This is a genomic window from Syntrophotalea acetylenivorans, assembly GCF_001887775.1.
GTDB lineage: Bacteria > Desulfobacterota > Desulfuromonadia > Desulfuromonadales > Syntrophotaleaceae > Syntrophotalea_A > Syntrophotalea_A acetylenivorans.
Window position 1 is genome coordinate 2,625,786 of the sequence record NZ_CP015519.1, and the last position, 22,724, is coordinate 2,648,509.

The 22,724-nt window shown below is 56.4% G+C and carries 20 protein-coding genes and 3 tRNA genes; 19 read left to right on the forward strand and 4 right to left on the reverse strand.

Annotated features, from left to right (window positions below; translation table 11 throughout):
- The first annotated feature begins 1 nt into the window (after position 1).
- The 13 genes from A7E78_RS12005 to A7E78_RS12060 all read left to right on the forward strand — a co-directional run bounded on the left by A7E78_RS12005 (position 2) and on the right by A7E78_RS12060 (position 11,634).
- Positions 2–1,378 carry a UbiD family decarboxylase gene (locus A7E78_RS12005; protein WP_072284506.1) on the forward strand — a complete coding sequence of 459 codons (1,377 nt, stop codon included), beginning with the start codon at positions 2–4 and terminating at the stop codon, positions 1,376–1,378.
- Positions 1,379–1,453: 75 nt separating this feature from the next.
- Positions 1,454–2,032, forward strand: coding sequence for a cob(I)yrinic acid a,c-diamide adenosyltransferase (locus A7E78_RS12010; protein WP_083553075.1), 579 nt, complete (start codon positions 1,454–1,456; stop codon positions 2,030–2,032).
- A gap of 47 nt (positions 2,033–2,079) precedes the next feature.
- Entirely contained in the window at positions 2,080–2,571 is a 492-nt protein-coding gene (locus tag A7E78_RS12015) for a Slp family lipoprotein (protein WP_072284507.1), read from the forward strand.
- 303 nt (positions 2,572–2,874) lie between these two features.
- On the forward strand, positions 2,875–3,414 hold the full coding sequence (locus A7E78_RS12020; protein WP_072284508.1) for a Slp family lipoprotein: 540 nt from the start codon (positions 2,875–2,877) through the stop codon (positions 3,412–3,414).
- Between the two features lie 128 nt (positions 3,415–3,542).
- Positions 3,543–3,932: a lipid-binding SYLF domain-containing protein gene (locus A7E78_RS15455; RefSeq protein WP_235606746.1), complete on the forward strand. Its 390-nt coding sequence runs from the start codon at positions 3,543–3,545 to the stop codon at positions 3,930–3,932.
- Complete coding sequence (locus A7E78_RS15460) at positions 3,896–4,243, forward strand: lipid-binding SYLF domain-containing protein (RefSeq protein WP_235606838.1); 348 nt, start codon at positions 3,896–3,898, stop codon at positions 4,241–4,243. Before A7E78_RS15455 ends, A7E78_RS15460 begins: the two co-directional genes overlap by 37 nt.
- Positions 4,244–4,401: 158 nt before the next feature.
- Complete coding sequence (locus A7E78_RS12030) at positions 4,402–5,283, forward strand: UbiA-like polyprenyltransferase (RefSeq protein ID WP_072284509.1); 882 nt, start codon at positions 4,402–4,404, stop codon at positions 5,281–5,283.
- Between the two features lie 9 nt (positions 5,284–5,292).
- Positions 5,293–5,892, forward strand: a complete 600-nt coding sequence (locus tag A7E78_RS12035) for a UbiX family flavin prenyltransferase (RefSeq protein WP_072284510.1) — start codon at positions 5,293–5,295, stop codon at positions 5,890–5,892.
- Between the two features lie 15 nt (positions 5,893–5,907).
- On the forward strand, positions 5,908–6,996 hold the full coding sequence (mqnE, locus tag A7E78_RS12040; protein WP_072284511.1) for an aminofutalosine synthase MqnE: 1,089 nt from the start codon (positions 5,908–5,910) through the stop codon (positions 6,994–6,996).
- Positions 6,990–8,057: a cyclic dehypoxanthinyl futalosine synthase gene (mqnC, locus tag A7E78_RS12045; protein WP_072284512.1), complete on the forward strand. Its 1,068-nt coding sequence runs from the start codon at positions 6,990–6,992 to the stop codon at positions 8,055–8,057. The genes mqnE and mqnC overlap by 7 nt, the downstream gene beginning before the upstream one ends.
- Before the next feature lie 198 nt (positions 8,058–8,255).
- Positions 8,256–9,299, forward strand: a complete 1,044-nt coding sequence (gene hisC, locus A7E78_RS12050) for a histidinol-phosphate transaminase (RefSeq protein WP_072284513.1) — start codon at positions 8,256–8,258, stop codon at positions 9,297–9,299.
- Between the two features lie 33 nt (positions 9,300–9,332).
- The gene (mutY, locus tag A7E78_RS12055; protein WP_072284514.1) at positions 9,333–10,418 is read left to right on the forward strand and encodes an A/G-specific adenine glycosylase; all 1,086 of its coding nucleotides are present in this window, start codon (positions 9,333–9,335) and stop codon (positions 10,416–10,418) included.
- Positions 10,419–10,509: 91 nt separating this feature from the next.
- On the forward strand, positions 10,510–11,634 hold the full coding sequence (locus tag A7E78_RS12060) for a ribonuclease D (protein WP_072284515.1): 1,125 nt from the start codon (positions 10,510–10,512) through the stop codon (positions 11,632–11,634).
- A gap of 129 nt (positions 11,635–11,763) precedes the next feature.
- On the opposite strand, the gene A7E78_RS12065 is transcribed toward A7E78_RS12060, so the two are convergent.
- Positions 11,764–13,167 (reverse strand): class II fumarate hydratase, encoded by a 1,404-nt coding sequence (locus A7E78_RS12065; RefSeq protein ID WP_072284516.1) that lies wholly within the window; start codon positions 13,165–13,167, stop codon positions 11,764–11,766.
- Between the two features lie 177 nt (positions 13,168–13,344).
- Between A7E78_RS12065 and A7E78_RS12070 the strand changes: the two genes are divergently transcribed.
- From A7E78_RS12070 to A7E78_RS12100, 6 genes are all read left to right on the forward strand, one after another.
- Positions 13,345–13,917: an HD domain-containing protein gene (locus tag A7E78_RS12070; RefSeq protein ID WP_072284517.1), complete on the forward strand. Its 573-nt coding sequence runs from the start codon at positions 13,345–13,347 to the stop codon at positions 13,915–13,917.
- A 269-nt stretch (positions 13,918–14,186) separates the two neighbouring features.
- On the forward strand, positions 14,187–15,464 hold the full coding sequence (serS, locus tag A7E78_RS12075) for a serine--tRNA ligase (protein WP_072284518.1): 1,278 nt from the start codon (positions 14,187–14,189) through the stop codon (positions 15,462–15,464).
- Positions 15,465–15,616: 152 nt separating this feature from the next.
- Positions 15,617–15,702, forward strand: a tRNA-Ser gene (locus A7E78_RS12080).
- A 204-nt stretch (positions 15,703–15,906) separates the two neighbouring features.
- Positions 15,907–16,000 (forward strand) — tRNA-Ser (locus A7E78_RS12085).
- Between the two features lie 251 nt (positions 16,001–16,251).
- A tRNA-Arg gene (locus A7E78_RS12090) sits at positions 16,252–16,328 on the forward strand.
- Positions 16,329–17,696: 1,368 nt separating this feature from the next.
- Positions 17,697–18,242 (forward strand): nitroreductase family protein, encoded by a 546-nt coding sequence (locus tag A7E78_RS12100; protein WP_072284520.1) that lies wholly within the window; start codon positions 17,697–17,699, stop codon positions 18,240–18,242.
- A gap of 104 nt (positions 18,243–18,346) precedes the next feature.
- On the opposite strand, the gene katG is transcribed toward A7E78_RS12100, so the two are convergent.
- The 3 genes from katG to A7E78_RS12115 form a co-directional block, all read right to left on the reverse strand.
- Complete coding sequence (katG, locus tag A7E78_RS12105; protein ID WP_072284521.1) at positions 18,347–20,557, reverse strand: catalase/peroxidase HPI; 2,211 nt, start codon at positions 20,555–20,557, stop codon at positions 18,347–18,349.
- 259 nt (positions 20,558–20,816) lie between these two features.
- Entirely contained in the window at positions 20,817–21,239 is a 423-nt protein-coding gene (locus A7E78_RS12110; RefSeq protein ID WP_072285154.1) for a Fur family transcriptional regulator, read from the reverse strand.
- Positions 21,240–21,630: 391 nt separating this feature from the next.
- Positions 21,631–22,710, reverse strand: coding sequence for a pyridoxal-phosphate-dependent aminotransferase family protein (locus A7E78_RS12115; RefSeq protein WP_072284522.1), 1,080 nt, complete (start codon positions 22,708–22,710; stop codon positions 21,631–21,633).
- Positions 22,711–22,724: the final 14 nt, after the last annotated feature.

The following is a 22,724-nucleotide window of genomic DNA, read 5'->3' on the forward strand; positions in this document are numbered from 1 at the left end:
CATGATCCCGCAACAGGTAACCGATCTGCGTGATTTTTTGGACCTGCTCGAGGCGCGGGACGAGCTGTGCAGGATTGTGCCGGAGGTCGATCCCCACCTGGAGATCGCCGCCATCACCGATCGGGTCTGTAAGGGTGCTGCCGGGCGCCGCGCTCTGTGGTTCGAGCAGGTGCGTGGCCACCGGTCCCCGGTTTTGACCAATCTGTTCGGTTCGCTGCAACGGGCGGCTTGGGCGGTGGGTCTGGAAGAGATCGATCATTTGCGGACCAGTTTGCTCAGTGAGCTGGCGCGCCATTCGGATGCCTCTGCCGCGGATCGCCTTTGCCGGCTACTGTCTGAGCCGGCCTGGCAACCGCAGATTGTGGCTAATGGCCTTTGCCAGGACAGGGTGATGGAATCCCCCGATTTGCGCCAGCTACCGGCTTTGCAATGCTGGCCCGGTGACGGCGGGCGGTTTCTTACCCAGCCACTGGTTTTTACCCGCGATCCCGAAACCGGTCGGGATAATTGCGGCATGTACCGGGTGCAACTTTTCGGTCGCGATGAAGCGACCCTGCGCTGGCGGCCCGGCTCTGGCGGCGCCCGGCACCAGGACGCCTGGGCCGAGCGCGGCGAGGCAATGCCGGTGGCCATCGCCCTCGGCGGCGATCCGGCAGCTATTTACGCTTCCAGCGTCCCTTTGCCCGAGGGAGCCGATGAGCTGGCCCTGGCCGGCTGGCTGCGGCGCCGACCGCTGGTTATGACCTCCTGCCTGACCAACGAACTGGCTGTGCCGGTTGCTGCCGAGTTTGTCATCGAAGGTATGGTCGAGCCCGGTGCGAGTCGCTTGGAAGGTCCCTTCGGCAACCACCGCGGCGGATACGATCCGGTCGCCCCGGCTTCCCTGTTGCGGGTCACCGCCATTACCCATCGCCGGAACCCCCTGTTCCCCGCTACGATCACCGGGCCGCCGCCGATGGAGAGCGGTTATCTGGCAAAACTCAGTGAGCGCCTGCTGCTGGCCCTGTTACAGATCGATTTTTCTCAAATTGTCGATATCAACATGCCCATGGAGACGATTTTTCACGGGGTTGCTCTGCTGGCGGTGCGGCGGCAGCGGGATGGCGATATTGCCGAACTGGCCCGCTCCCTTTGGGGACGGAAGCCCTTCAACCAAGCCAAGCTGTTGCTGTTTGTCGATGAGCAGACCGATGTGCAGGACGCGCGAGGCTGTTTCTGGCGGGCTATCAACCGTGTCGATGCCCGGCGGGATCTGCTGCACGACGGGCCACGTCTGGCCATCGATGCTACCCGTCTGGCAGGTAACTCTCTAGCTCCTGATCCCGCTGTGAATGCTTTGCTCGATCGGCGCTGGTCCGAATACGGTCTCGATCTTTGATGGAAAGGTTGTAGGGCTATGGCGTGACGGTTGAAATGGTTTAAAATGGAGGGTAGTTAACACAAGGGGGGTCTTATGACCGAAAAAGCGAGCAAACCGTTGAAAATCGATCGCCTGATGCCGGAAATCCCCCATGGTCTGATCGTGGTGATTACCGGCAATGGCAAGGGCAAGACCTCTTCGGCTCTGGGTATGACTCTGCGCGCATGCGGTCACGGCTTGCGTACCTGCATCATTCAATTCATGAAGGGCGATCTCTATGCCGGAGAATGGGACGGCGTCAAGCAACTCAAGGGCGTGGAACTGATCTCTACCGGCAAGGGCTTCTGCGGTATAAAAGGTAATCCTTACCCCTTTGAGGAACACCGGGCCAACGCTCAGGAGGCGATTCGGCTGGTCAAGGAAAAGATCGCCTCGGGCAAGTTCGATATCCTGATTATGGACGAAATCAACAATGCCCTGCATCTTAAGCTGGTCGATCTTGAGCAGGTGTTGGAGGTCCTGCAGGGCAAGCCGCCTCTCATGCACTTGATTCTTACCGGCCGCGATGCCCATCCGCAGGTGATTGAGCTGGCCGATACGGTCAGCGAGGTGCGCGAGATCAAACATGCCTTTCGCAAGGATATCGAACCGCAACCGGGCATCGATTACTGAAAGCGTTTCGCCCGTCCACTTTTGTTCATAGAGAGGGGAGACGAGTTATGCGTGACACGGCGATCAAATGGCTTGTGCTGATCTTGGTTCTGCTGGCTGCCGGATGCAGCAGCCATGTTCTGTCTCCTGCTGCCCATTCGACGGTGGATTTACCGGGCGGCTATAAAGAGTACTCCCGCGATCCCGAGGCTGCTACCGGCCGCACCCTTATGCTGGCTGGTTTTATCGTCTCCAACAGGGTGAGCCGTGACGGCACGGTTCTTACCCTGCTGCCTTATACCATGGATAAGCGAGGCGTACCCCGCAGTCCCGTCAAGGGTTCCGGTGAGCTGCTGGCCCGCAGTGAGCGGATTCTCGACCCGGCTCGTTATGGCCCTGGCCATCTTGTCACATTGACCGCTACCTATGTGGGCCGGGAACCCCGCATCGTGGCAGAACAACAGTTCGGTCGTCCCCTGTTCGAGATCGGCGAGATCCAATGGTGGCCCAGGGAACCTCATTATCCTTATGGCTATCGTTATCCGTATCGTATTTATTGATGGCGTCGCAAAAAGTCCGCCCTACCGCGTTACGGCGTTTTTTCAGGACCTCGACATACCAGATGTATGCCTTCGCCCCTGAAAAAACACCAAGCCTTGTAGGACGAAATTTTTGCTTAGCCATCCTATGAGTTTTTGCGGATGTATCTTTATTGAACCGATGGACGCAGTGCGGTTTCTATAAGGGAAAAGGGCCGTTTCCGGATAAAAACCTGATAATCTTGTGAATGCCGATTGCAGGGGGCCAAAAAGGTGAAGTAATATTTAGAGCAGGGGGAGAACTTTTAGCGAGAGGAGTAGGCCATGAACAGATCAGGTTATGTTCTCGGGTTGCTACTGTTCCTTCTGACCCTGGGCGGTTGTGGGTCGGTATTATCCAAAGATGCTTTGTACGGCGTCAACTACGAAGTGGATTATGCCCAGCTTAAAGCTTCGCCGCAGACCTATACGGGTAAGACGGTTATCGTCGGCGGCATGATCCTGGAAAACGAGCTGAACAACGCCGGTACCACCCTGGAAATCCTTAAGTACACCCTGGACAATCGCGACGAGCCCCAGAATCCCGACGAAGTTAACGGACGATTCCTGGCTCGCACCAGCCAACTGCTCGATCCGAGTATCTACAAGGATGGTCGCCTGGTGACTTTGGTCGCGACATTAAAGGGTGTAGAATCCCGTCCTTTGCAGAAAATCAGTTATAGCTATCCGGTGTTTGAAATTGTCGAGTTGTATCTGGTGCCTGAGCGAAAGAGCGAATGGCCCGGTTATTATCCTCACTACTACGATCCATGGCCTTATTGGCATCGTTACCCCTACTGGTATCGCCACCCCTATTGGTGGTAAGATGCCGGCGCGGCGCTTGATCGCCATCGGAAACTGAATTTTATTTGATTGCAGTACTATCTGCCCAAACCGGACCGACACCAGGAGCCTGTCGGTCCGGTTTGGGCAGGTTATGAAGGAGGGAAACCATGGAGCAGAAATTTGCACGCTGGATGGCTCTGGCCGTCCTGTTTCTTTGCCTGGTGCCGGCAACATCCGTGTTGGCAGGCAAAACCCAAGACAAAGTGGCGCAAGCGAGTACGGTTATGGAGAAGATCATGGCCATCCCAGAATCGGCTATCCCGCCTAGCTTGCTGAACAATGCCCACGGCATCGCTATTATTCCGGGGGTGATAAAGGCTGGTTTTGTGATCGGAGGCCGTTACGGTACCGGTGTGGTGTTGGTGCGAAACGCCGCTGGCAACTGGAGCAACCCCTGTATGGTTTCCCTGGCCGGGGGAGTGTTGGCTGGCAGGTCGGTGCCCAATCGACGGATGTCATTCTGGTATTTAAGAGCGCTCGCAGCATCGAAGGGCTGATCAAGGGCAAATACACCCTGGGTGTCGATGCAGCGGTGGCTGCCGGCCCTGTCGGGCGGCGAGTGGAAGGGGCGACGGATATCGCGCTTAAGGCCGAGATTCTCTCCTATTCCCGCAGCCGCGGCTTTTTTGCCGGTGTCTCCCTGGAAGGCTCGGCCTTGCAGATCGATGACGAAGCTAACGCCAAATACTATCAACAATCATATGTGCGGGCCAACGATGTTCTCTACGGGCCGGTATTCGCTGCGTCCCCGTCAGCCGGTCGTCTGCGTGAGATCCTGGCGATCTATTCCACGCCCCCTGCTCGTTAGCCTCCTATAACCGCGCAGGCCGCCGTATCGATTTATGAAGGCGAACCCGCTGACTATCGCGATCCCGTTTTGAGGGTCGGTGACAGGCAAGCGGGTTCGGTGTTTTCAGGCTTTATCGAATTAATACTATTGGTGGCCCGGTCAAGCATCGGAGTAGCATGATCTGTTCTGTATATCAAAAAATCCGCGCTTTGCTGGAGATGGTTCGTTTTTCCCATACGATTTTCGCCTTTCCTTTTGCCTTGATGTCTGTGGTGCTGGCTTCTCGTATGGCGGGTGTGTTGCCATCCGCTGGCCAGTTGATCTGGATTTGTCTTGCGCTAGTCGGGGCGCGTACCGGGGCCATGGCCTTCAATCGTCTGATTGACGCCCGTATCGATGCCGCCAATCCCCGTACAGCTAATCGACATTTGCCAGCTGGCCGGGTGACCAGTCTCGAGGCGGTGTTGCTGGCCGGGGGCGGTTTTGCCTTGCTGTTGCTGGCTGCCTGGCAGCTTAATCCTCTCTGTCTGTTCCTGGCGCCAGTGGCGATCGGGCTGCTTCTGTTCTACTCTTACTGCAAACGTTTCACATCCTTGTCCCACATGGTGCTGGGGGTCTGCCTGGCGGCGGCTCCCGTGGGAGCCTGGGTTGCTCTGCGGGGTTCTTTGGAGTGGTCGCCCGCGATTCTCGGTCTGGCGGTGCTCTGCTGGGTGGCGGGGTTCGATATCTTTTATGCTTTGCAGGATGAGGAATTCGATCGCTCCCGGGGGCTGCATTCGATACCGGCTCGTCTCGGGGCGCAACGAGCCATTATTCTGGCCAGGCTGCTCCATGGCCTGATGGTTTTGTTGTTGCTGTTCCTGGCCTTTATCGCGTCCTTGGGGGGGCTCTACCTCGGTGGCGTGCTGTTGGTAGCAGGATTGCTGGGCTATGAGCATCGCCTGGTACGGGCCGACGATCTGAGTCGCCTTAATACGGCATTTTTCACTATGAACGGTTATGTCAGTGTAAGTATTTTTGTGTTTACCCTGATCGATGTTGCTCTGACCTGGAATTGAGGAGGACCCATGGAGAAGATCGTTCTGGCCATTACCGGTGCTTCGGGGAGCATTTACGGACTGCGCCTGGCCGAGGAACTGTTACGCTCCGGCTGCCAGGTGGTGCTGCTTTTGAGCCGTGCGGGCCGTCAGGTGCTGCGTCACGAAACCGGTCTCGATTGGACGGGGGAGTTGGCCCTTCGCCGGGAACGGATTGATGCCCACTTCCAGATGGGAGAAGCGCTGCAGCATTACGATGAGGACGATCTTTTCGCACCGGTGGCCAGTGGCTCCTCGGCCGCCGATGCTATGCTGGTAGCGCCCTGTTCCATGGGCTGTGTCGGCCGTCTTGCAGCAGGATTGGGCGGCAATCTGATCGAGCGCTGTGCCGACGTCTCTCTTAAAGAAGGCCGTCCTTTATTACTGGTGCCTCGCGAAACACCTTTCAATCAACTTCACCTGGAAAACCTGTTACGCCTGTCCCAGGCCGGCGCCCGCATCGTACCGGCCATGCCGGCCTTTTATCAGCAGCCCACCAGCGTTGAGGAAATGGTCGATTTCGTAGTTGGCAAGACGCTGGACCAGCTGGGTATCGATCACCGACTTTATCGTCGCTGGGGCGATGGCTAAGGATTGTTGTCTGGTATGAAAAAACTTTTTGCCCCCATAGCCGCCAAGATCGAAGGCGGCAAGCGCATCTCCGGCGATGAGGCCCTGCAGCTGGCCGCTTGTGACGATCTGCTGGCCCTTGGAACGTTGGCCGCAAGGGTTAACAAAGGGCGTAACGGCGCACGGGTCTTCTTTAATCGCAACCGCCACATCAATTATAGCAATATCTGTATTAGCTCCTGTGCTTTTTGTGCCTTTCGTCGCGACGCTCGACAACAAGGGGCCTTTTGCCTGTCTCCCCAAGAGGTCGGTGAGAGGGCCGCTGGTGCGGCTGCTGATGGGGCGAGAGAGGTGCATGTGGTGGGCGGTCTGCACCCCGGGCAGCCGTTCAGTTATTATTTACAGATGCTGCAAGCCATTCGCCGGGCCGCACCAGAAATCCATATCAAGGCCTTTACCGCGGTAGAGATCGATCATTTGAGCCGTTTGACCGGGTGGTCCCTCGACAAGGTGCTGGCGGAGTTGCGGGCTGCGGGACTCGATTCCCTGCCTGGCGGTGGCGCCGAGATCTTTGCTTCGGCGGTGCGTGAGCAGCTCTGTCCTGAGAAGATCTCCGGCCAGCGTTGGTTGGATGTCATGACCTCGGTGCATGGCGCCGGACTGCGTTCCAACGCCACCATGCTCTTCGGTCACCTGGAAAGCTGGCGGGACCGTATCGATCATCTGCTTCAGTTACGGGAGTTGCAGGACCGGACGGGCGGCTTCATGGCCTTCATTCCTTTGCCTTATCAGGCGGACAATACCCGATTGCCCGAGTTGCGTGGCCCCGGTGGTGTAGAGATTCTCAAGACCCTGGCCATCAGTCGCCTGGTTCTCGATAATTTCGATCACATCAAGGGATATTGGGTGATGCTCGGAGTCAAATTGGCTCAGGTGGCCCTGGCATTTGGCGTCAACGACCTTGATGGTACGGTCATCGAAGAGCGTATCGGTCACGCCGCCGGGGCGGCTTCGCCCCAGGCTCTGAGCTGCGACGATCTGCTGTGGTTGATTCGTCGCGCAGGCAAGCTGCCGGTGGAGCGGGACAGTCTATATTCCACAGTACGGGAGTATGGACCATGTTGACCCGAATAGCAGAGAAACTCGATGGTGGCCAGTCTATCGACCGAAGCGACGCTCTGTTTCTGTTGCAGGAAGCTGAACTGCTGGAGATCGGGCAACTCGCCGATCGCATGCGGCGGCGCCTGCATCCGCTGCGGCGGGTTACCTTCGTTGTTGATCGCAACGTGAACTACAGCAATATTTGCCTTGCCGGCTGCTCCTTCTGTGCCTTTTACCGAGATCCCGCGGCAGAAGGGGGCTATCTGCTGTCCCATGAGCAGATTCTAGCCAAAGTGGCTGAGCTGGCGGCCCAGGGCGGCACTCAGTTGCTGCTGCAGGGTGGCCTGCACCCCGAGTTGGCCATCGACTGGTTCGAAGAGCTGTTTCAGCGAATCCGTCAGTCTTTTCCGAGCGTGCAGATACACTCCCTGTCGCCGGCGGAAATCGTCCATATCGCCAATTTATCCAGTTTAAGTGTCGCCGATTGCCTCAAACGGCTGCGGGAAGCCGGTCTCGCTTCGCTGCCCGGCGGCGGTGCCGAACTGCTGGTCGAGGAGGTTCGGCAACGGATCTCGCCGTATAAGATCGCCTGGCAACAGTGGGCGCAGGTGATGCGCGAGGCCCATGCTCAAGGGATGCCGACCACCGCCACCATGGTTTTTGGTTTTGGTGAAGAACCAGGTCAGATCGTCGAACACCTGTTCCGGATTCGCGATCTGCAGCCGGCCAGCGGCGGCTTCACCGCCTTCATTCCCTGGACCTTTCAGCCGGATAATACGGCTCTTGGTGGCCAGGGAGTCAGTGCCTGGGATTACCTGAAGGTGCTGGCCGTTTCCCGGCTGGTGCTCGACAACATTCCCAACTTGCAGGCCAGCTGGGTTACCCAGGGGGCAGCGATTGCCCAGACGGCACTTTTTTTCGGGGCCAACGATATGGGTGGTACCATGCTTGAAGAGAATGTGGTGGCTGCCGCCGGTACTTCTTTTCGCCTGTCGCAGCAGGAGTTGATTGAATTGGTTCGTGAGGCGGGTTTTGTGGCGGCTCGGCGGGATACGGGTTATCGGGTTTTGGAGGAGTACCCTTGAGAAGTCAGTGTGCCGCTTGCTGGTAGGGTGTTAAATCAATCTAGGCCGCGGGGTTGCGTCACAGGGAGGAGGGATTGTCACCGATTACTTATCACTTATTACTCGTTACGCTTTACGGTTTCCCGTGCTTGCACCTCTATAAAATTTCAGCTAGTGTAACTTCTTCAACCGATTACCCCATTCAACGCCGGAGACACCATGACCCGCTTGCGTCGCAATATTGCCGAGATGGCCGGATACGTACCGGGGTTCCAACCCCGCGACAATCAGACCTATATTAAGCTCAATACCAACGAGAATCCTTATCCCCCGTCCCCAAAGGTCATTGAGGCGATTCTGGCCGAGGTGGGTGAGGGGCTGCGAAAATATCCCGATGCTGCCAGTTGTGCCGCCCGCGAAGCAGCCGGCCGGTTGTACGGTTTTGATCCCGACTGGATCATCATGGCCAACGGTTCCGACGAGGTGCTCAATAACCTGATCCGGGCCTTTGTCGGTGAAGGACAGGAGATCGCTTATGTCCAGCCGTCCTATTCTTACTACGCTACCCTGGCAGCCATTCAGGGAGCGAAGGTTCGCACCTTCGGTCTTGACGAAGAATGGAACCTGATCGACTTCCCCGAGCGTTATCAGGGACAGCTCTTTTTCCTGGTCAATCCCAATGCCCCCTTGGGCTTTTGCTATCCCCTGTCATTTATCGAAGAATTGGCCGGTCGGGTCGACGGAATGTTGGTGGTGGACGAGGCTTATGCCGACTTCGCCGATGACAATGCTCTGGAGCTGGTGCGCCGCTGCGACAATGTGGTGGTGACCCGGACCCTGTCGAAGAGCTACTCCCTGGCCGGTATGCGCCTTGGTCTGGCTATTGCCCGGCCCGAGGTGATTGCCGCTCTCAATAAGATCCGCGATCACTACAACCTGGATCGTCTCGCTCAGGCTGCGGCCGGAGCCGCTTTAGACGATCAAGATTATTTTCGATCCTGTATAGAAAAGATTTGTGCGACTCGCGACTGGTTCTGTACCGAATTGAGGGTTCTGGATTGGGAAGTTATTCCGTCGAGCGGCAATTTCGTTTTTGCGGTTCCTCCCGACCGTAATGGTCTGCGTGCTTATCAGGCTCTGTTCGAACGCAATATTCTGGTTCGTCACTTCAGCGATCCACTGCTCGCTCACGGCTTGCGTATTTCCATCGGCAGCCGGGAGGAGATGGAGCAGACTTTAGCGGTGTTGCAAGAACTTGCTTGAGGAGATGTCTGACCGCCTCCTTGCTTTCCGATTATGAACGATAATCCGCCCTTTGCCGCCGAGGAAGTGGCCGTACATCTGCTGGCCTGGTACGGTCACTGCGGCCGTGACTTGCCCTGGCGCCGGACACGCGATCCCTACTGTATCTGGTTGTCGGAGATCATGTTGCAGCAGACCGGGGTGACGACGGTGATCCCCTATTACGAGCGTTTTTTGCAGCGCTTTGCCAATGTGAGTGCGCTGGCTGCCGCGTCCGTCGACGAGGTGATCGAGCTATGGGCCGGTCTCGGCTACTACTCCCGAGCCCGCAATTTGTACGAGGCGGCCTGCCGGGTGGTTGCCGAGCGGGGCGGTCGTTTTCCCGATGATCTCCAGGGTCTGATGGCTTTGCCCGGTGTCGGGCGGTCGACAGCCGGAGCCATCCTTTCCATCGCCTTCGATAAAAAAGCCCCGATTCTCGATGGTAACGTACGCCGGGTGCTGATCCGGCTTTATGCCATTGATGAGCCGCCTCGCGCCACCGCAGTGGAAAAAATTCTCTGGCAGCGGGCCGAGGAATTAACTTCTGCGGAACGGCCTCACGATTACGCTCAGGCGATCATGGATCTGGGCGCCACGGTTTGTACCCCGCGCAATCCCGATTGTTCGGTCTGCCCTCTGGTGGGTTTATGCCAGGCCTACTGCCTCGGAATGGTCGAAAAGCTGCCGCGCCGCCAGCCGCGTAAGTCCGTGCCGTTGGTGCGTCAGGTGGCTTTATTGCTGGAACGAAACGGCGAATTCCTGGTGAGTAAGCGCCCGTTACAGGGGATGCTGGCCGGCCTATGGGAGTTCCCTTGCCGGGAGTTTAAGGAGGGGCGGGAAGCTGATGCTGTCGCAGCTGAACTACTGGCTGGTCTGGCACTGTCCGGGCAATTAGTCGAGCTGGGTCAGGTGCGCCATGCTTACAGTCATTTTCGCTTAGAGGTGGCGGTCTACCGGGTTGCCGTCGAAGGTGGTTTGCCGGATGGTCTGGTGTCCGAAGGCCAGCCTGAGGTCTGGTTGCCGATGGCTGAATTGGCCGAGCTGGCTTTACACGGCGCCCATAAAAAAGTTCGGGCGTTGCTTGCCAGTCCGGAATGAATCTGGCAAGATGACGGCCTGCCAACCCAGATAAATATCCCTTTCAATGCGGAAAGATATTGTTTCCGATTGAAGTCTTTTCGGAGGAACCATGCCCCTGCCCCCCATTCTGGTCGACCCTTCGGCCCTGTCTGAGTTTGCCGCGCAATTGCACCGGGAACCGGTCATCGCCGTCGATCTTGAGGCCGACTCCCTGCATTCCTATCAAGACAAGGTCTGCCTGCTGCAATTTTCCACCCCCACCGCCACGGTGTTGGTCGATCCCTTAGCTATCGGTGATTTGTCGTCCCTGAAGGCAGTGCTGGCCGACGGGGCGGTGCGCAAGGTCTTTCATGCCGCTGACTACGATATTCGCTGTCTGTATCGCGATTTTGGAATCGAGATTAACGGGTTGTTCGATACCATGATTGCCTGCCAGTTCCTTGGAGAAGAGAAAGTCGGTCTGGCCGATATCCTCAATAAATATTTTGATGTCCAACTCGATAAGCGCTACCAGCGTGCCGATTGGTCGAAGCGCCCTCTGGAGGAGGGGATGGTCCGGTACGCCGCCGAGGATACCCGTTATCTGTTGCAGCTGACCGAGCAGCTCGAGGCCCAGTTGGTTGCCAAGGGTCGGTTAGCATGGGCCCAGGAGGAATTTGTCCTCCTTGAACAGGTGCGCCACAACAGCACGGACGGGCCGTTGTTTCTCCGTTTTAAAAAGGCCAACACCCTGGAACGTCGCCAGTTGGCGGTTCTGGAGGAACTGTTGCAATGGCGTGACAGCGAGGCGAAGCGAAGGGATTGTCCACCCTTCAAGGTGTTGAACAACGCCCCGCTGCTGGAGGTGGCTCGAAGTATGCCTGCGAATGTGCGCGCCTTGTCTAAAGTCGAAGGCATGGTTCCCCGACTGGTCGGTCGTTACGGCGGGTCGTTGCTGTCAGCGGTGGAAGAGGGCCTTAAGGTGCCGGAGGAAGAACTGCCAGTCTATCCTCGGGGTGAGCCGCGTCAGCGGGACCCCGAGGCTGAGGCGCGGGTGTTGTTGCTCAAGAAGTGGCGGTCGAAAATTTCTAAAGAGTTGGAAATGGACCCCGGCATAGTTATCAACAACGCCTCGCTGGAGCAAATCGCGCGGCGCCAGCCGAATTGCGTAGAGGACTTGGCAGAATTGAAGGCCATGAAGAACTGGCAGCGCCAGGTTCTGGGAAAAGGAATAGTCGCTGCGTTGAAGACCTGAGAAAAAGCGGGTTCTCATGCTCGTTCGCTGTGCTCACTAAAGCCGCAAAGGCGCTAAGCAAACCGGTTTGGTTTTTCTTTGCGTCTTTGCGGCTTGAGCGACTGTAAGGAGCGGGCGTGAGATGGTTTTTTACCGAGTTTTGCCTGGCACCCCCGGCTCGGTCATCGGCCGCGGATCGAGCAGGTTTTCTAGCTCTTCAGCGGGCAGAATCTGTTTTTCGTTGGCTACCTGCCGTACTGTCCGGCCGTTCTGGTAAGCTTCTTTGGCGATTTGCGCGGCGTTATCGTAGCCGATGGCGGGCGCCAGGGCGGTGCACATGGCCAGGCTCTCCTCGACCAGCGACTCGCAGCGTTCGCGGTTGGCCTGCAATCCTTTGACGCAGCGTTCGCTGAACTGGGTGGCGGCGGCGGCGAGGATGTCAATAGAGCTGAGCAGGTTGTGAGCCATGACTGGCATCATGACGTTGAGTTCAAAGTTTCCGGAAAGGCCGCCGAGGGTGATGGCTGCGTCGTTACCGACGACTTGAGCACAGACTTGCATCAGGCTTTCGGCCATCACCGGATTAACCTTGCCGGGCATGATCGAACTTCCCGGCTGCACCGGCGGTAGCTGAATTTCACCGAGGCCGCAACGGGGGCCGCTGCCTAGAAAGCGGATGTCGTTGGCAATCTTGAACAGAGCAGTCGCGGCCCGCTTGAGAGCGCCGCTCATGGCCACTACGGCGTCCTTGGCGGCCTGGGCTTCAAAATGGTTGGCTGCTTCGACAAAGGGGCGGCCGGTGAGTTCACTGATGGCGGCGATGACCCGCTCGGCAAATTGAGGATGGGTGTTGAGGCCGCTGCCGACGGCTGTGCCGCCGAGGGGCAGTTCCAGTAACCCTTCCTCGGCCGCTTCAATCCAGCGGATGGCCAGGGTCAGTTGCCGGGCATAGCCGGAGAAGACCTGGCCGAGGCGCACCGGAGTGGCATCCTGCAGATGGGTGCGTCCAATCTTGGTGATGCCGTTAAAGGACAGGGCCTTTTCGCCCAGCGCTTCTTGCAAGGTTGTCAACGCTGGCAGCAGGGTTTGACGAACCTCCATGACGGCTGAAATATGCATGGCGGTGGGGATGACGTCGTTACTTGACTGACCGTAATTGACGTGATCGTTGGGGTGGACGGCGCCGGATCCGATCTCCTTGCCGAGTAGTTGCGCGGCACGGTTGGCGATTACCTCATTGGTATTCATATTGGTGCTGGTGCCGGAACCGGTCTGGTAAATGTCGAGCACGAACTGGTCGTCGAGGGTGCCGGTCATCACTTCGCCGGCGGCCTTGGCAATGGCCTCGGACCGTTCGGTGTCAAGCAGGCCCAGGGCGTTGTTGGCACGGGCTGCCTGTTGCTTGATCATGCCCAGGGCTTGGATGAAAGGGCGTGAAAAACGCACTCCTGAGATCGGAAAGTTATCCAGTGCTCGGGCGGTCTGGGCTCCGTAGAGAGCTTCACTCGGGACCTGCATTTCACCCATGGAGTCTTTTTCGGTACGGGTACTCATTTATTGTTCTCCCTCTATATCTCAGGTCGGGGCGGCTTGGGGCAAGTGCCTCGAGAATTGATTGTTACGGATTAAAATAAGGCTTGCAAAGAATAGACAACTGACGTCTGCCTGTCAATGTCGGCGCTTTACACTTAGCGCCCCCTGTGGCAGCTGGCTTAGGTCGAAGGAGATAACATGAAGAGTCTGGCCAATTTCTTTTTTGAAGTCGGCATGCTCAAACGCACGCCCCGGAGCGGTTTTCAGTTTCTCGGCTCGGGAGCCGAGTCGGTGGCCGAGCATTCCTATCGAGCGGCCATTATCGGTTTTACCCTGGCGCGGCTCGATGAGAAGGCCGATGTCGGGCGGGTGTTGCAGCTCTGCCTGTTCCATGATATCCCCGAAGCCCGCACCGGCGACCTCAACTATGTCAATAAAAAGTACGTGCAAGTCGATGAGCAGCGGGCGGTGGATGATCTGGCCGAAACTCTGCCTTTCGGTGATGACTACCGGGAGCTGGTGGCCGAGTTCAGTGTCCAGGAGAGCCATGAAGCGCAACTGGCCCATGACGCCGATCAGCTCGAGATGATCCTCGCGCTCAAAGAATACAAGGATCTCGGCAACCGCTATGCCGATGAGTGGTATCCTTTCTCCGTTCGACGCCTTAAAACCGACACTGCCAAACGCTTGGCAGAGAGTATCTGGAGTACCGACTCGAGCCGTTGGTGGTTCGATGACGATGAGGACTGGTGGGTCAAAGGGCGTCGCTGAACCAAGCGGGTTTCCATCCAGAACCTCCGGATGAGAACAGATGTGTTTCTGGTTTGGTGACGAGCTATTTTCCGTAAGGTCAAGGAAATCAAGGCCTTGTGCGGAGGCGTACATCGGTACGCCGCACAAGCAAGGCCGTAGATTGACGCAGAGATTGCGGGAAATGGCCGTTTCCGGACAGAAACTAGCGGGTTGACTGGCCGTTACAGAAGTGTTAGAAGTAATCCCCGCAAACAGGCTGCAGGCGGCCGATACAAGGGAACTTTGCTATGTTTGATGCGAAATATTTGCGCGATAATCTGGAGCTGGTCCGCGAACGTCTTGCCAGCCGAGGCGACGAGATCGATCTGACCTCCTTTGCTGAATTGGACGCCCGTCGCCGGACGTTGCTCGGCGAGGGGGAATCCCTCAAGGCTGAGCGTAACAAGGTTTCGGCCCTGATCGGCAAGACCAAGGACAAGAGCCAGGTGCAGGGCGAGATCGCCCGCATGAAAGAAGTCTCTGCGCGTATCAAGGACCTTGACGAGGAGCTCAAAGGGGTCGAGGATGAGCTCAAAGGTCTGCTGCTGACCCTGCCCAATCTCCCCCACGAGGATTGTCCGGTCGGCACCAGCGAAGAGGATAATCGCGAGTTGCGTACCTGGGGTGAGATCCCTCAATTCGAATTTGAAGCCAAGCCCCACTGGGAGATTGGCGAGCAACTTGGCGTACTCGATTTCGAACGGGCCGGTAAGCTTGCCGGAGCTCGTTTTTCCTTGTTGCAAGGGGCCGGCGCACGGCTGGAAAGGGCGCTGATCAACTTCATGCTCGACCTCCATACAGGGCAGCACAATTATGTTGAAATTCTGCCGCCCTTTATGGTAAACAGGGACACCATGACGGGGACGGGACAACTCCCCAAGTTTGAAGACGATCTTTTTCATTTAGACGATCCGGATTTCTTCCTGATCCCGACTGCCGAAGTGCCGGTGACCAACATTCATCGGGACGAGATTTTGCCGCTGGCCGACCTGCCGGTCTGCTACACGGCCTATACTCCCTGCTTTCGCAAAGAGGCGGGTTCTCATGGCCGGGACACGCGAGGATTGATCCGTCAGCATCAGTTCAACAAGGTGGAACTGGTCAAGTTTGTAGCACCGGAAGAGTCTGACCGCGAATTGGAAAAGCTGCTCGATAACGCCGAAGAGGTGTTGCGCAAGTTGCAGCTGCCCTATCGAGTGGTCGATCTCTGTACCGGCGATATCGGTTTCTCAGCCGCCCGCACCTTCGATATTGAGGTCTGGTTGCCGGGGCAGCAAGCGTATCGGGAGATTTCGTCCTGCTCCAACTTCCGGGAATTCCAGGCCCGCCGAGCGGCAATCCGCTTCCGGCGTGAGGCCAAAGGCAAGCCCGAACTGGTTCATACTCTTAATGGCTCCGGCTTGGCAGTCGGTCGGACCCTGCTGGCCATTTTGGAAAACTACCAGCAAGAAGATGGTTCGGTGGTGATCCCTGAGGTTCTACGGCCCTACATGGGTGGGCTCGAGAAGATCACCGCGCAAGGTTGATGGCGTCGCAAAAAGTCCGCCCTACGGCGTTACGGCTTTTTTCAGGATCTCGATATACAGGAATGTATGCCTTCGTCCCTGAAAAAACACCAAGCCTTGTCGGACGAAATTTTTGCTTAGCCATCCATCAAGTATTTGGTTAATGATTCAACGGAGGAGTGGCCGAGTGGCTTAAGGCGGCGGTCTTGAAAACCGTTGTACGAAAGTACCGTGGGTTCGAATCCTACCTCCTCCGCCACTAATAAGCAGCATCGATTGACAGGATTCGAAGCGGAGCGAGCGCTGACTAAATGTCAGAAGAGCGGGCAGGGATGCCCGCGGCAGCGAGTGCAGGGGAGCCTACGCCGGAGTCGACGTGATGTCGGCGACAGAGTGGGCGAATCCTACCTCCTCCGCCACTAATAAGCAGCACAATGATCGTCAAAAAATAAAAGTTATGTACGGAGAGGTGGCCGAGTCGGCTGAAGGCGCTCGCCTGCTAAGCGAGTGTACGGGGTCAACCTGTACCGAGGGTTCGAATCCCTCCCTCTCCGCCATTTTAAATCGTAACGCAACGGTCCTTGAGGGATTCGAAGCGGAGCGAGCGCTGACTAAATGTCAGAAGAGCGGGCAGGGATGCCCGCGGCAGTGAGCGCAGGGGAGCCTACGCCGGAGTCGACGTGATGTCGACGACAGAGTGGGTGAATCCCTCCCTCTCCGCCATTTAATAAATAGGCAGGATTGTCGATTCGTAGAAAAAAGGATTGACAAAAAGGCGGAAATCGCCTAATCTCCTGCTTCTTCATGCGCGCCGGTAGCTCAGCTGGATAGAGCGTCTGACTACGGATCAGAAGGTCGGGAGTTCGAATCTTCCCCGGCGCGCCACTTAAATACTAGGCCCTAACACTGAAAAGTGTTAGGGCCTTTTTGTTTATTCTGCTGCGGGGTTCGGGCGGGGTACCTTGTTGGAAGGGACTCCTTTTCTGCTCCTCGAATGTCACAGCGCGTCAAGCGCTAAACACTGACGCATCGATTTCCGAAATATTCGGTTATCTCCTGACGAAACTCCCCTTCGAACGTGTCCGCTACCATCCTGACGACGAACACTTCCTTTGCCCTCTGGTAGGTAACAACTCCCGCTGCGATACCATTTCGGCCATTCCTTTGTATACAGTTTACTATCCACAACCGGGCTTGTGTATGGTAGGTTCTAAAAAACCATACACAAAGGTTTTGCCTTTCAGGGTTGATTCAAGCTTAAGACGGTGTTGGCCCATATATGTCTTAGGTTGAAGCGACTCTATGCCGCCCTCAGACGGGTTGAGGCAGATAATTTCGGTGAATGCTTCAAGTGCGAAAAAACAGTTGAGATCAGCACACTGCTAGTGTATCCGGAGAGAATGCTTTGTTCCCAATGCCTGAAAAGCCACGAAGAGCAATCATGAGATCCCCTTTCTTTTGTCCCAACAGGACGTGGCTTTGGCTGGGTTTTGTTTTGCTGCTCCTGGTCCTTTCCGGCTGTGCCGAACATGCCCTTTACCATCAGCTGAGGACAAGTCGAGACTATACTTATATCGATTTTGCCCGAAATTCTTCTCCCTACATTTTCAGGGGGCAGGTGGGGGCGAGCATATGACCTTTGTTAAGGTGCTCAGCTTTCAAGGAGAGCGTTACACAGTCGCAATGCGGCAAGACGGTGATGCAGACTTTAGCGTTTATGGTGAGGGGGTCCGTGTACTCCGGAAAGGAGCAACTGCGGAGGTGGAAATAATTGCTATCGATGCTCTTTTCGAGATTGAGATTTCTGCTCTTAGCTACGGCGATTACGAACTGGTGGTAGTTAAAAAGTAGTCTGCTTGTACCTTACAGGGTTGGTTGATGTTTATGCCGGCCAGTCCTGCGGGGCTCAGGTTCCCAAGTTCTAAGCTGATTTTCTCGCTTTGTCGTGGCAGCGACAGGCACCCGAAAACCATCAATTACCTGCACCAGTCCCCTGGTATATTTGTCTTTTACAGTCAAATAAGCGTTTCCAGGTCTAGTTAAGAACGCTGTCGCCCAAAATCCCTTTCTTGAACGGCTTGTCGAGTCTGATGCCAATGGTAAAGTGTTGTAGATAGCTGTTGGCAAAGGCGTAACGGTCTTGAAGACCAACGAGGGGCATGGAGAAAGGCGATGCAAAAATAACAGGCAGGGAGTCCTGAAATCAGTTGTCGGACAGAGCCTATAACAGACTTTCAGAAAAGGATCGGACCAATGGAAGCAATTACGATGATCAAGGAGCGCCGGAGCATTCGAAAATACAAGAATGAAAAAGTCGACCGGAAGACCATGGAGGAGGTCATCGACATCGCTCGATGGGCGCCTTCCTGGGCCAATTTCCAGATTGCCCGATATACCCTGGTCGACGACGAGGCGACCATTGCCAAGCTGACAACCGAAGGGGTTCAAGGTTTTGCCTACAACATCAACACCCTGAAGACGGCCCACGGCGTTGCGGTCTTAAGCTTCGTGAAAGGGAAAAGCGGTCGGCTGGATAAGTACGGGGATTTCGACAGTTCCAATGCACATCTCTGGGAATCTTTCGATGCCGGTATCGCCTGCCAGACTTTCTGCCTGGCGGCCCATGCCAAGGGGGTCGGGACCTGCATCTTTGGTGTTATTGACGATAAGGCCATTGCCGACATCGTTGACCTGCCGAAAGAGGAGACCGTCGCCGCTTTGATTGTTTACGGGTATCCGGATGAATCTCCGGAAGCTCCGCCACGCAAAACGGTCGAAAAGCTTCTCCGTTTTATTTAATAACTATAACGGTAGCGCATCTTCTAAGGGGAGTCGTAAAGACAAAGGGCCAGCTTAAGAGCTGGCCCTTTGTCTTTACTGCGTTTCAGAGGTTTCAAAAATAATTACTCGAGATCAAAGCGATCAAGATTCATGACCTTGTCCCAGGCGGCGACAAAATCTTTCACGAACTTTTCCTGGGAATCTTCGCAAGCGTAGACTTCCGCCAGGGCCCGGAGCTGGGAATTAGAACCGAACACCAGGTCGATACGGGTGCCAGTCCACTTCAATTCGCCGGTGGCGCGGTCGCGACCTTCGAACAGGTCCTCATCTTTTGCTGTCGGCTTCCAGGTTGTGCCCATGTCGAGCAGGTTGATGAAGAAATCGTTGGTGAGGGCCTCCGGTCGCTTGGTGAAGACGCCGTGCTGGGCCTGGTCGTAGTTGGCGTTCAGAACACGCATGCCCCCCACCAGGGCGGTCATCTCCGGAGCGGTCAGGGTCAGCAGCTGGGCGCGATCGATCAGCAGTTTCTCTACCTTTACGGCGTATTTGGCTTTCTGGTAGTTGCGGAACCCGTCCGCGGCTGGTTCGAGTACGGCGAAAGAAGCCGCATCGGTTTGTTCTTGCGACGCATCCGTGCGCCCCGGCGTGAAGGGAACAGTCACGTTGGCCCCGGCGTTCTTGGCTGCCTGTTCGACAGCTGCGCAGCCGCCCAGCACGATCAGATCGGCGAGAGAGACCTTCTTGCCGCCGGACTGAGTGCTGTTGAACTCCTGCTGGATGCTTTCCAGGGTCTGCAGCACGCTCTTCAGTTGGGTCGGCTGGTTGACTTGCCAATCCTTCTGCGGTGCCAGGCGAATACGCGCGCCGTTGGCACCGCCGCGCTTGTCGGAACCGCGGAAGGTGGACGCCGAAGCCCAGGCGGTGGAGACCAGTTGCGGAATCGACAGACCCGAGGCGAGGACCTTGCCTTTGAGAGCGGCGATGTCCTGGGCGTCGATCAGCGCATGGTCGACGGCGGGCACGGGATCTTGCCAGATAAGTTCCTCCGCCGGGACTTCGGGGCCGAGATAGCGCGAGCGGGGTCCCATGTCGCGGTGGGTCAGCTTGAACCAGGCACGGGCGAAGGCGTCGGCGAATTCCTCCGGATTCTCCAGGTAGCGTCGCGAAATCGGCTCGTAGATGGGGTCGAAGCGCAACGAGAGATCGGCGGTAGTCATCATCGGCCGGAGTTTCTTGGATGGGTCGTGGGCGTCAACGATCATATCCTCTTCGTCCACGTCAATGGCCAGCCACTGATTGGCGCCGGCGGGACTCTTGACCAATTCCCACTCGTATTTGAACAGCACCTTCAAATAGCCCATGTCCCACTGGGTGGGGTTCGGTTTCCAGGCCCCCTCGATGCCGCTACTGATGGTATCTCCGCCTTTGCCGCTGCCAAAGCTGCTCTTCCAGCCGAGGCCCTGTTCCTCAATAGGGGCGGCCTCCGGTTCCGCACCGACTTGAGCCGCATCGCCTGCGCCATGACACTTGCCGAAGGTGTGGCCGCCGGCCACCAGAGCAACGGTCTCTTCGTCGTTCATAGCCATGCGGGCGAAGGTTTCACGGACGTCTCGGCCCGAGGCCACCGGATCCGGATTGCCGTCCGGGCCTTCCGGGTTGACATAGATCAGGCCCATCTGTACCGCGGCGAGGGGGTTTTCGAGATCCCGGTCGCCACTGTAACGGCTTTTAGGCTTGTCGCTGGTAGCTAGCCATTCTTCTTCGGCGCCCCAGTAGATATCCTGTTCCGGCTCCCAGATGTCCGCGCGACCGCCGGCGAAACCGAAGGTCTTGAATCCCATCGACTCCAGGGCACAGTTGCCGGTCAGGATCATCAGGTCGGCCCAGGATATTTTTTTGCCGTATTTTTGCTTGATCGGCCAGAGTAGCCGCCGCGCCTTGTCGAGGTTCACGTTGTCGGGCCAGCTGTTAAGGGGGGCAAAGCGCTGGTTGCCGGTCCCACCACCCCCACGGCCGTCACCCATGCGGTAGGTGCCTGCGCTGTGCCAGGCCATACGGATAAAAAGCCCCCCGTAGTGACCGTAGTCGGCCGGCCACCAGTCCTGGGAGTCGGTCATCAGCGCGTAGAGGTCATCCTTTACTGCCTGCAGGTCAAGTGTCTTGAATTCCTCGGCGTAGTTGAAATTTTCGCCCATTGGATTGGATAGGGAAGACTGCTGGTGCAGGATATTCAGGTCCAGCTGGTTTGGCCACCAGTCCCGGTTCGATGTGCCGCCGCCAGCAGTGGGTATGGCGGTTTTTCCCGTTACCGGGCATTTGCTTTCTTCGCTCATCTTCGGTTCCCTTTCGTTTTTGGGTTTGCACGGCTGCCATTTCATTTACGTGACTGGCGCTGTTTGCCCTTTAATCCGTCAAATTATCTACAGTCTGGCAGCTTAATCGGAAGCCACGAATAAACTGTATATAAATTCAAGACCATTTCAATGGACATTCTTAGCGATTTCACATCGGCTTTTGCTTTTTCCAGATTCGGCACTAAGAAAAAGCAAATAGTAATTATTACTATTTGCGGAATTTTAGAAAAAGTCAAGGTTACTTTTTCGGATTGTGGCGATTTTTGTTCTGGCAATCGTTACAGATCCCTCGAACCTCCACATGGACAGAGCCTATATTCCCAAGTTCTGTCACCTCTGCCGGGGCGACCAAGTTATTGAAGTTGTCGCTGTAAAAATCCCGTACTTTGCCACACTCTACGCAGATAAAGTGATGATGATGTTTGGTGTTCCCGTCAAATCGCATACTCTCGCCGGCGGCACTGACCCGTGAAATTATACCTTTCTGTTCAAAAAGGCGCAGGGTTCGGTAAACCGTATCCAGGGAGATGGCAGGAATTCGTTTTCTGACATTCCCGTAAATGGTTTCCGCGTTAGGGTGATTTTCTGTCGACATCAGTTCTCGATATATCTCGGTTCGCTGATGGGTAGGTTTAATGCCTAGTTCTCGACAGAATCCCATGAAATCATCGATGCAAATGTTGATATCGCTTTTGGTATCCAAGTTCTTCACAATTTATAAACCCTTGTTGAGATATATTCTCCTTCCGACAATATATCAGAATTTTTTGGTGTAATGTTAAAAGTCAAGAAACAGAATGTTTTGACAAAGGGTTTTTCCGGGAGCGTCATTAAAGTACATAAGGGATAAGCTCGAATAGGGACCGGCCTTTTTTTACCGGCTTCTCTTGATTCTATTCATTCAATCTATAGCTTTTGGGAGGCGATAAAGGGGTTGGTAACGCTTGCTATTTGCTGGCCCTCAACGACCATGGCGTGGCCTAAACCAAAAAAGCTCCCTGACGGGAGCTTTTTTGGTCTTGCTTGGGTGGTAAAAGGCTGGCGCTTGAGGCTCAGGCTGTGCGGACCTGAGGCAACAGCTCTTCCAGCACACTGAAAAACTCTTCCATGCTGGCCATAGTGGCATCGGCCATATGGGGAATGCGGAAAGTCTGGTTCTTGATCTTGCCGTAGCCGTTATCGATGGCGTAGCCTCGCTCTCCGGCCAGCTTTTTCAGCTGCTCAAGATCGGTGCGGCCGTCGTTGGTGCCGGCGGTCAGGGTCATAGAGGCGCAGGAGTCGGCGGCAAAGAGGCCAAAGCCTTGAGCGATAACCCAGTCGCGGGTGGCCTGGGCCATGCGGCGATGGCGGGCATAGCGGTTGTCCAGCCCCTCGGCGAACATCTTCTGCAGCTGATGGCGCAAGGCGAAGATCAGGCTGATGCAGGGGGTGCTTGGGGTGTTGTTCTTCAGGTCGTTCTTTTCGAACTCGATGAAGTCAAAGTAGTAACCGCGGTTGGGGGTGGTGCGGGCCTTGTCGAGAGCTTTGGGGCTGACGGCGAAGACCGCCAGACCCGGGGGCAGGCCGAAAGCCTTCTGTACGCCGGCCAGGCAGACGTCGATACCCAGAGCGGTAACATCGATGGGCACCGCGGTCATGGAGGAGACACTGTCAACGATGAAGGAGACCTCGGGATATTTGCGCATCACCTCGGCGATCTCTTCGAGGGGCGACATGACGCCGGTGCTGGTCTCGTTGTGCACCATGGTCATGGCATCGTATTTACCAGTCGCTAGAGCCTCGTCAACCATTGCCGCAGTGATCGGCTGGCCCCAGTCGGCGGTAAACAGATCGGCCTGCAGGCCACAGCGTTCGGTAACATTGTGCCACTTGTTGCTGAAGGCGCCGTTGGCAAAGCATGCGCAGCGCTTCTGTACCAGGTTGCGTACTGCACCTTCCATTACGCCAAAGGCGCTGGAGGTCGAGAGGAACACCGGGCCGGGGGCGTTTAACAGTTGCTTGAGGCCGGTGGTAACTTCGGCGTGCAGTTCCGCGTATTCTTTCATGCGGTGGCCGATCATCGGTGCGGTCATGGCTTCCATGACGTCCGGGCTGATTTGAACCGGTCCCGGAATGTAGAGTTTTTTGCTCATGTTAGGGGCTCCTT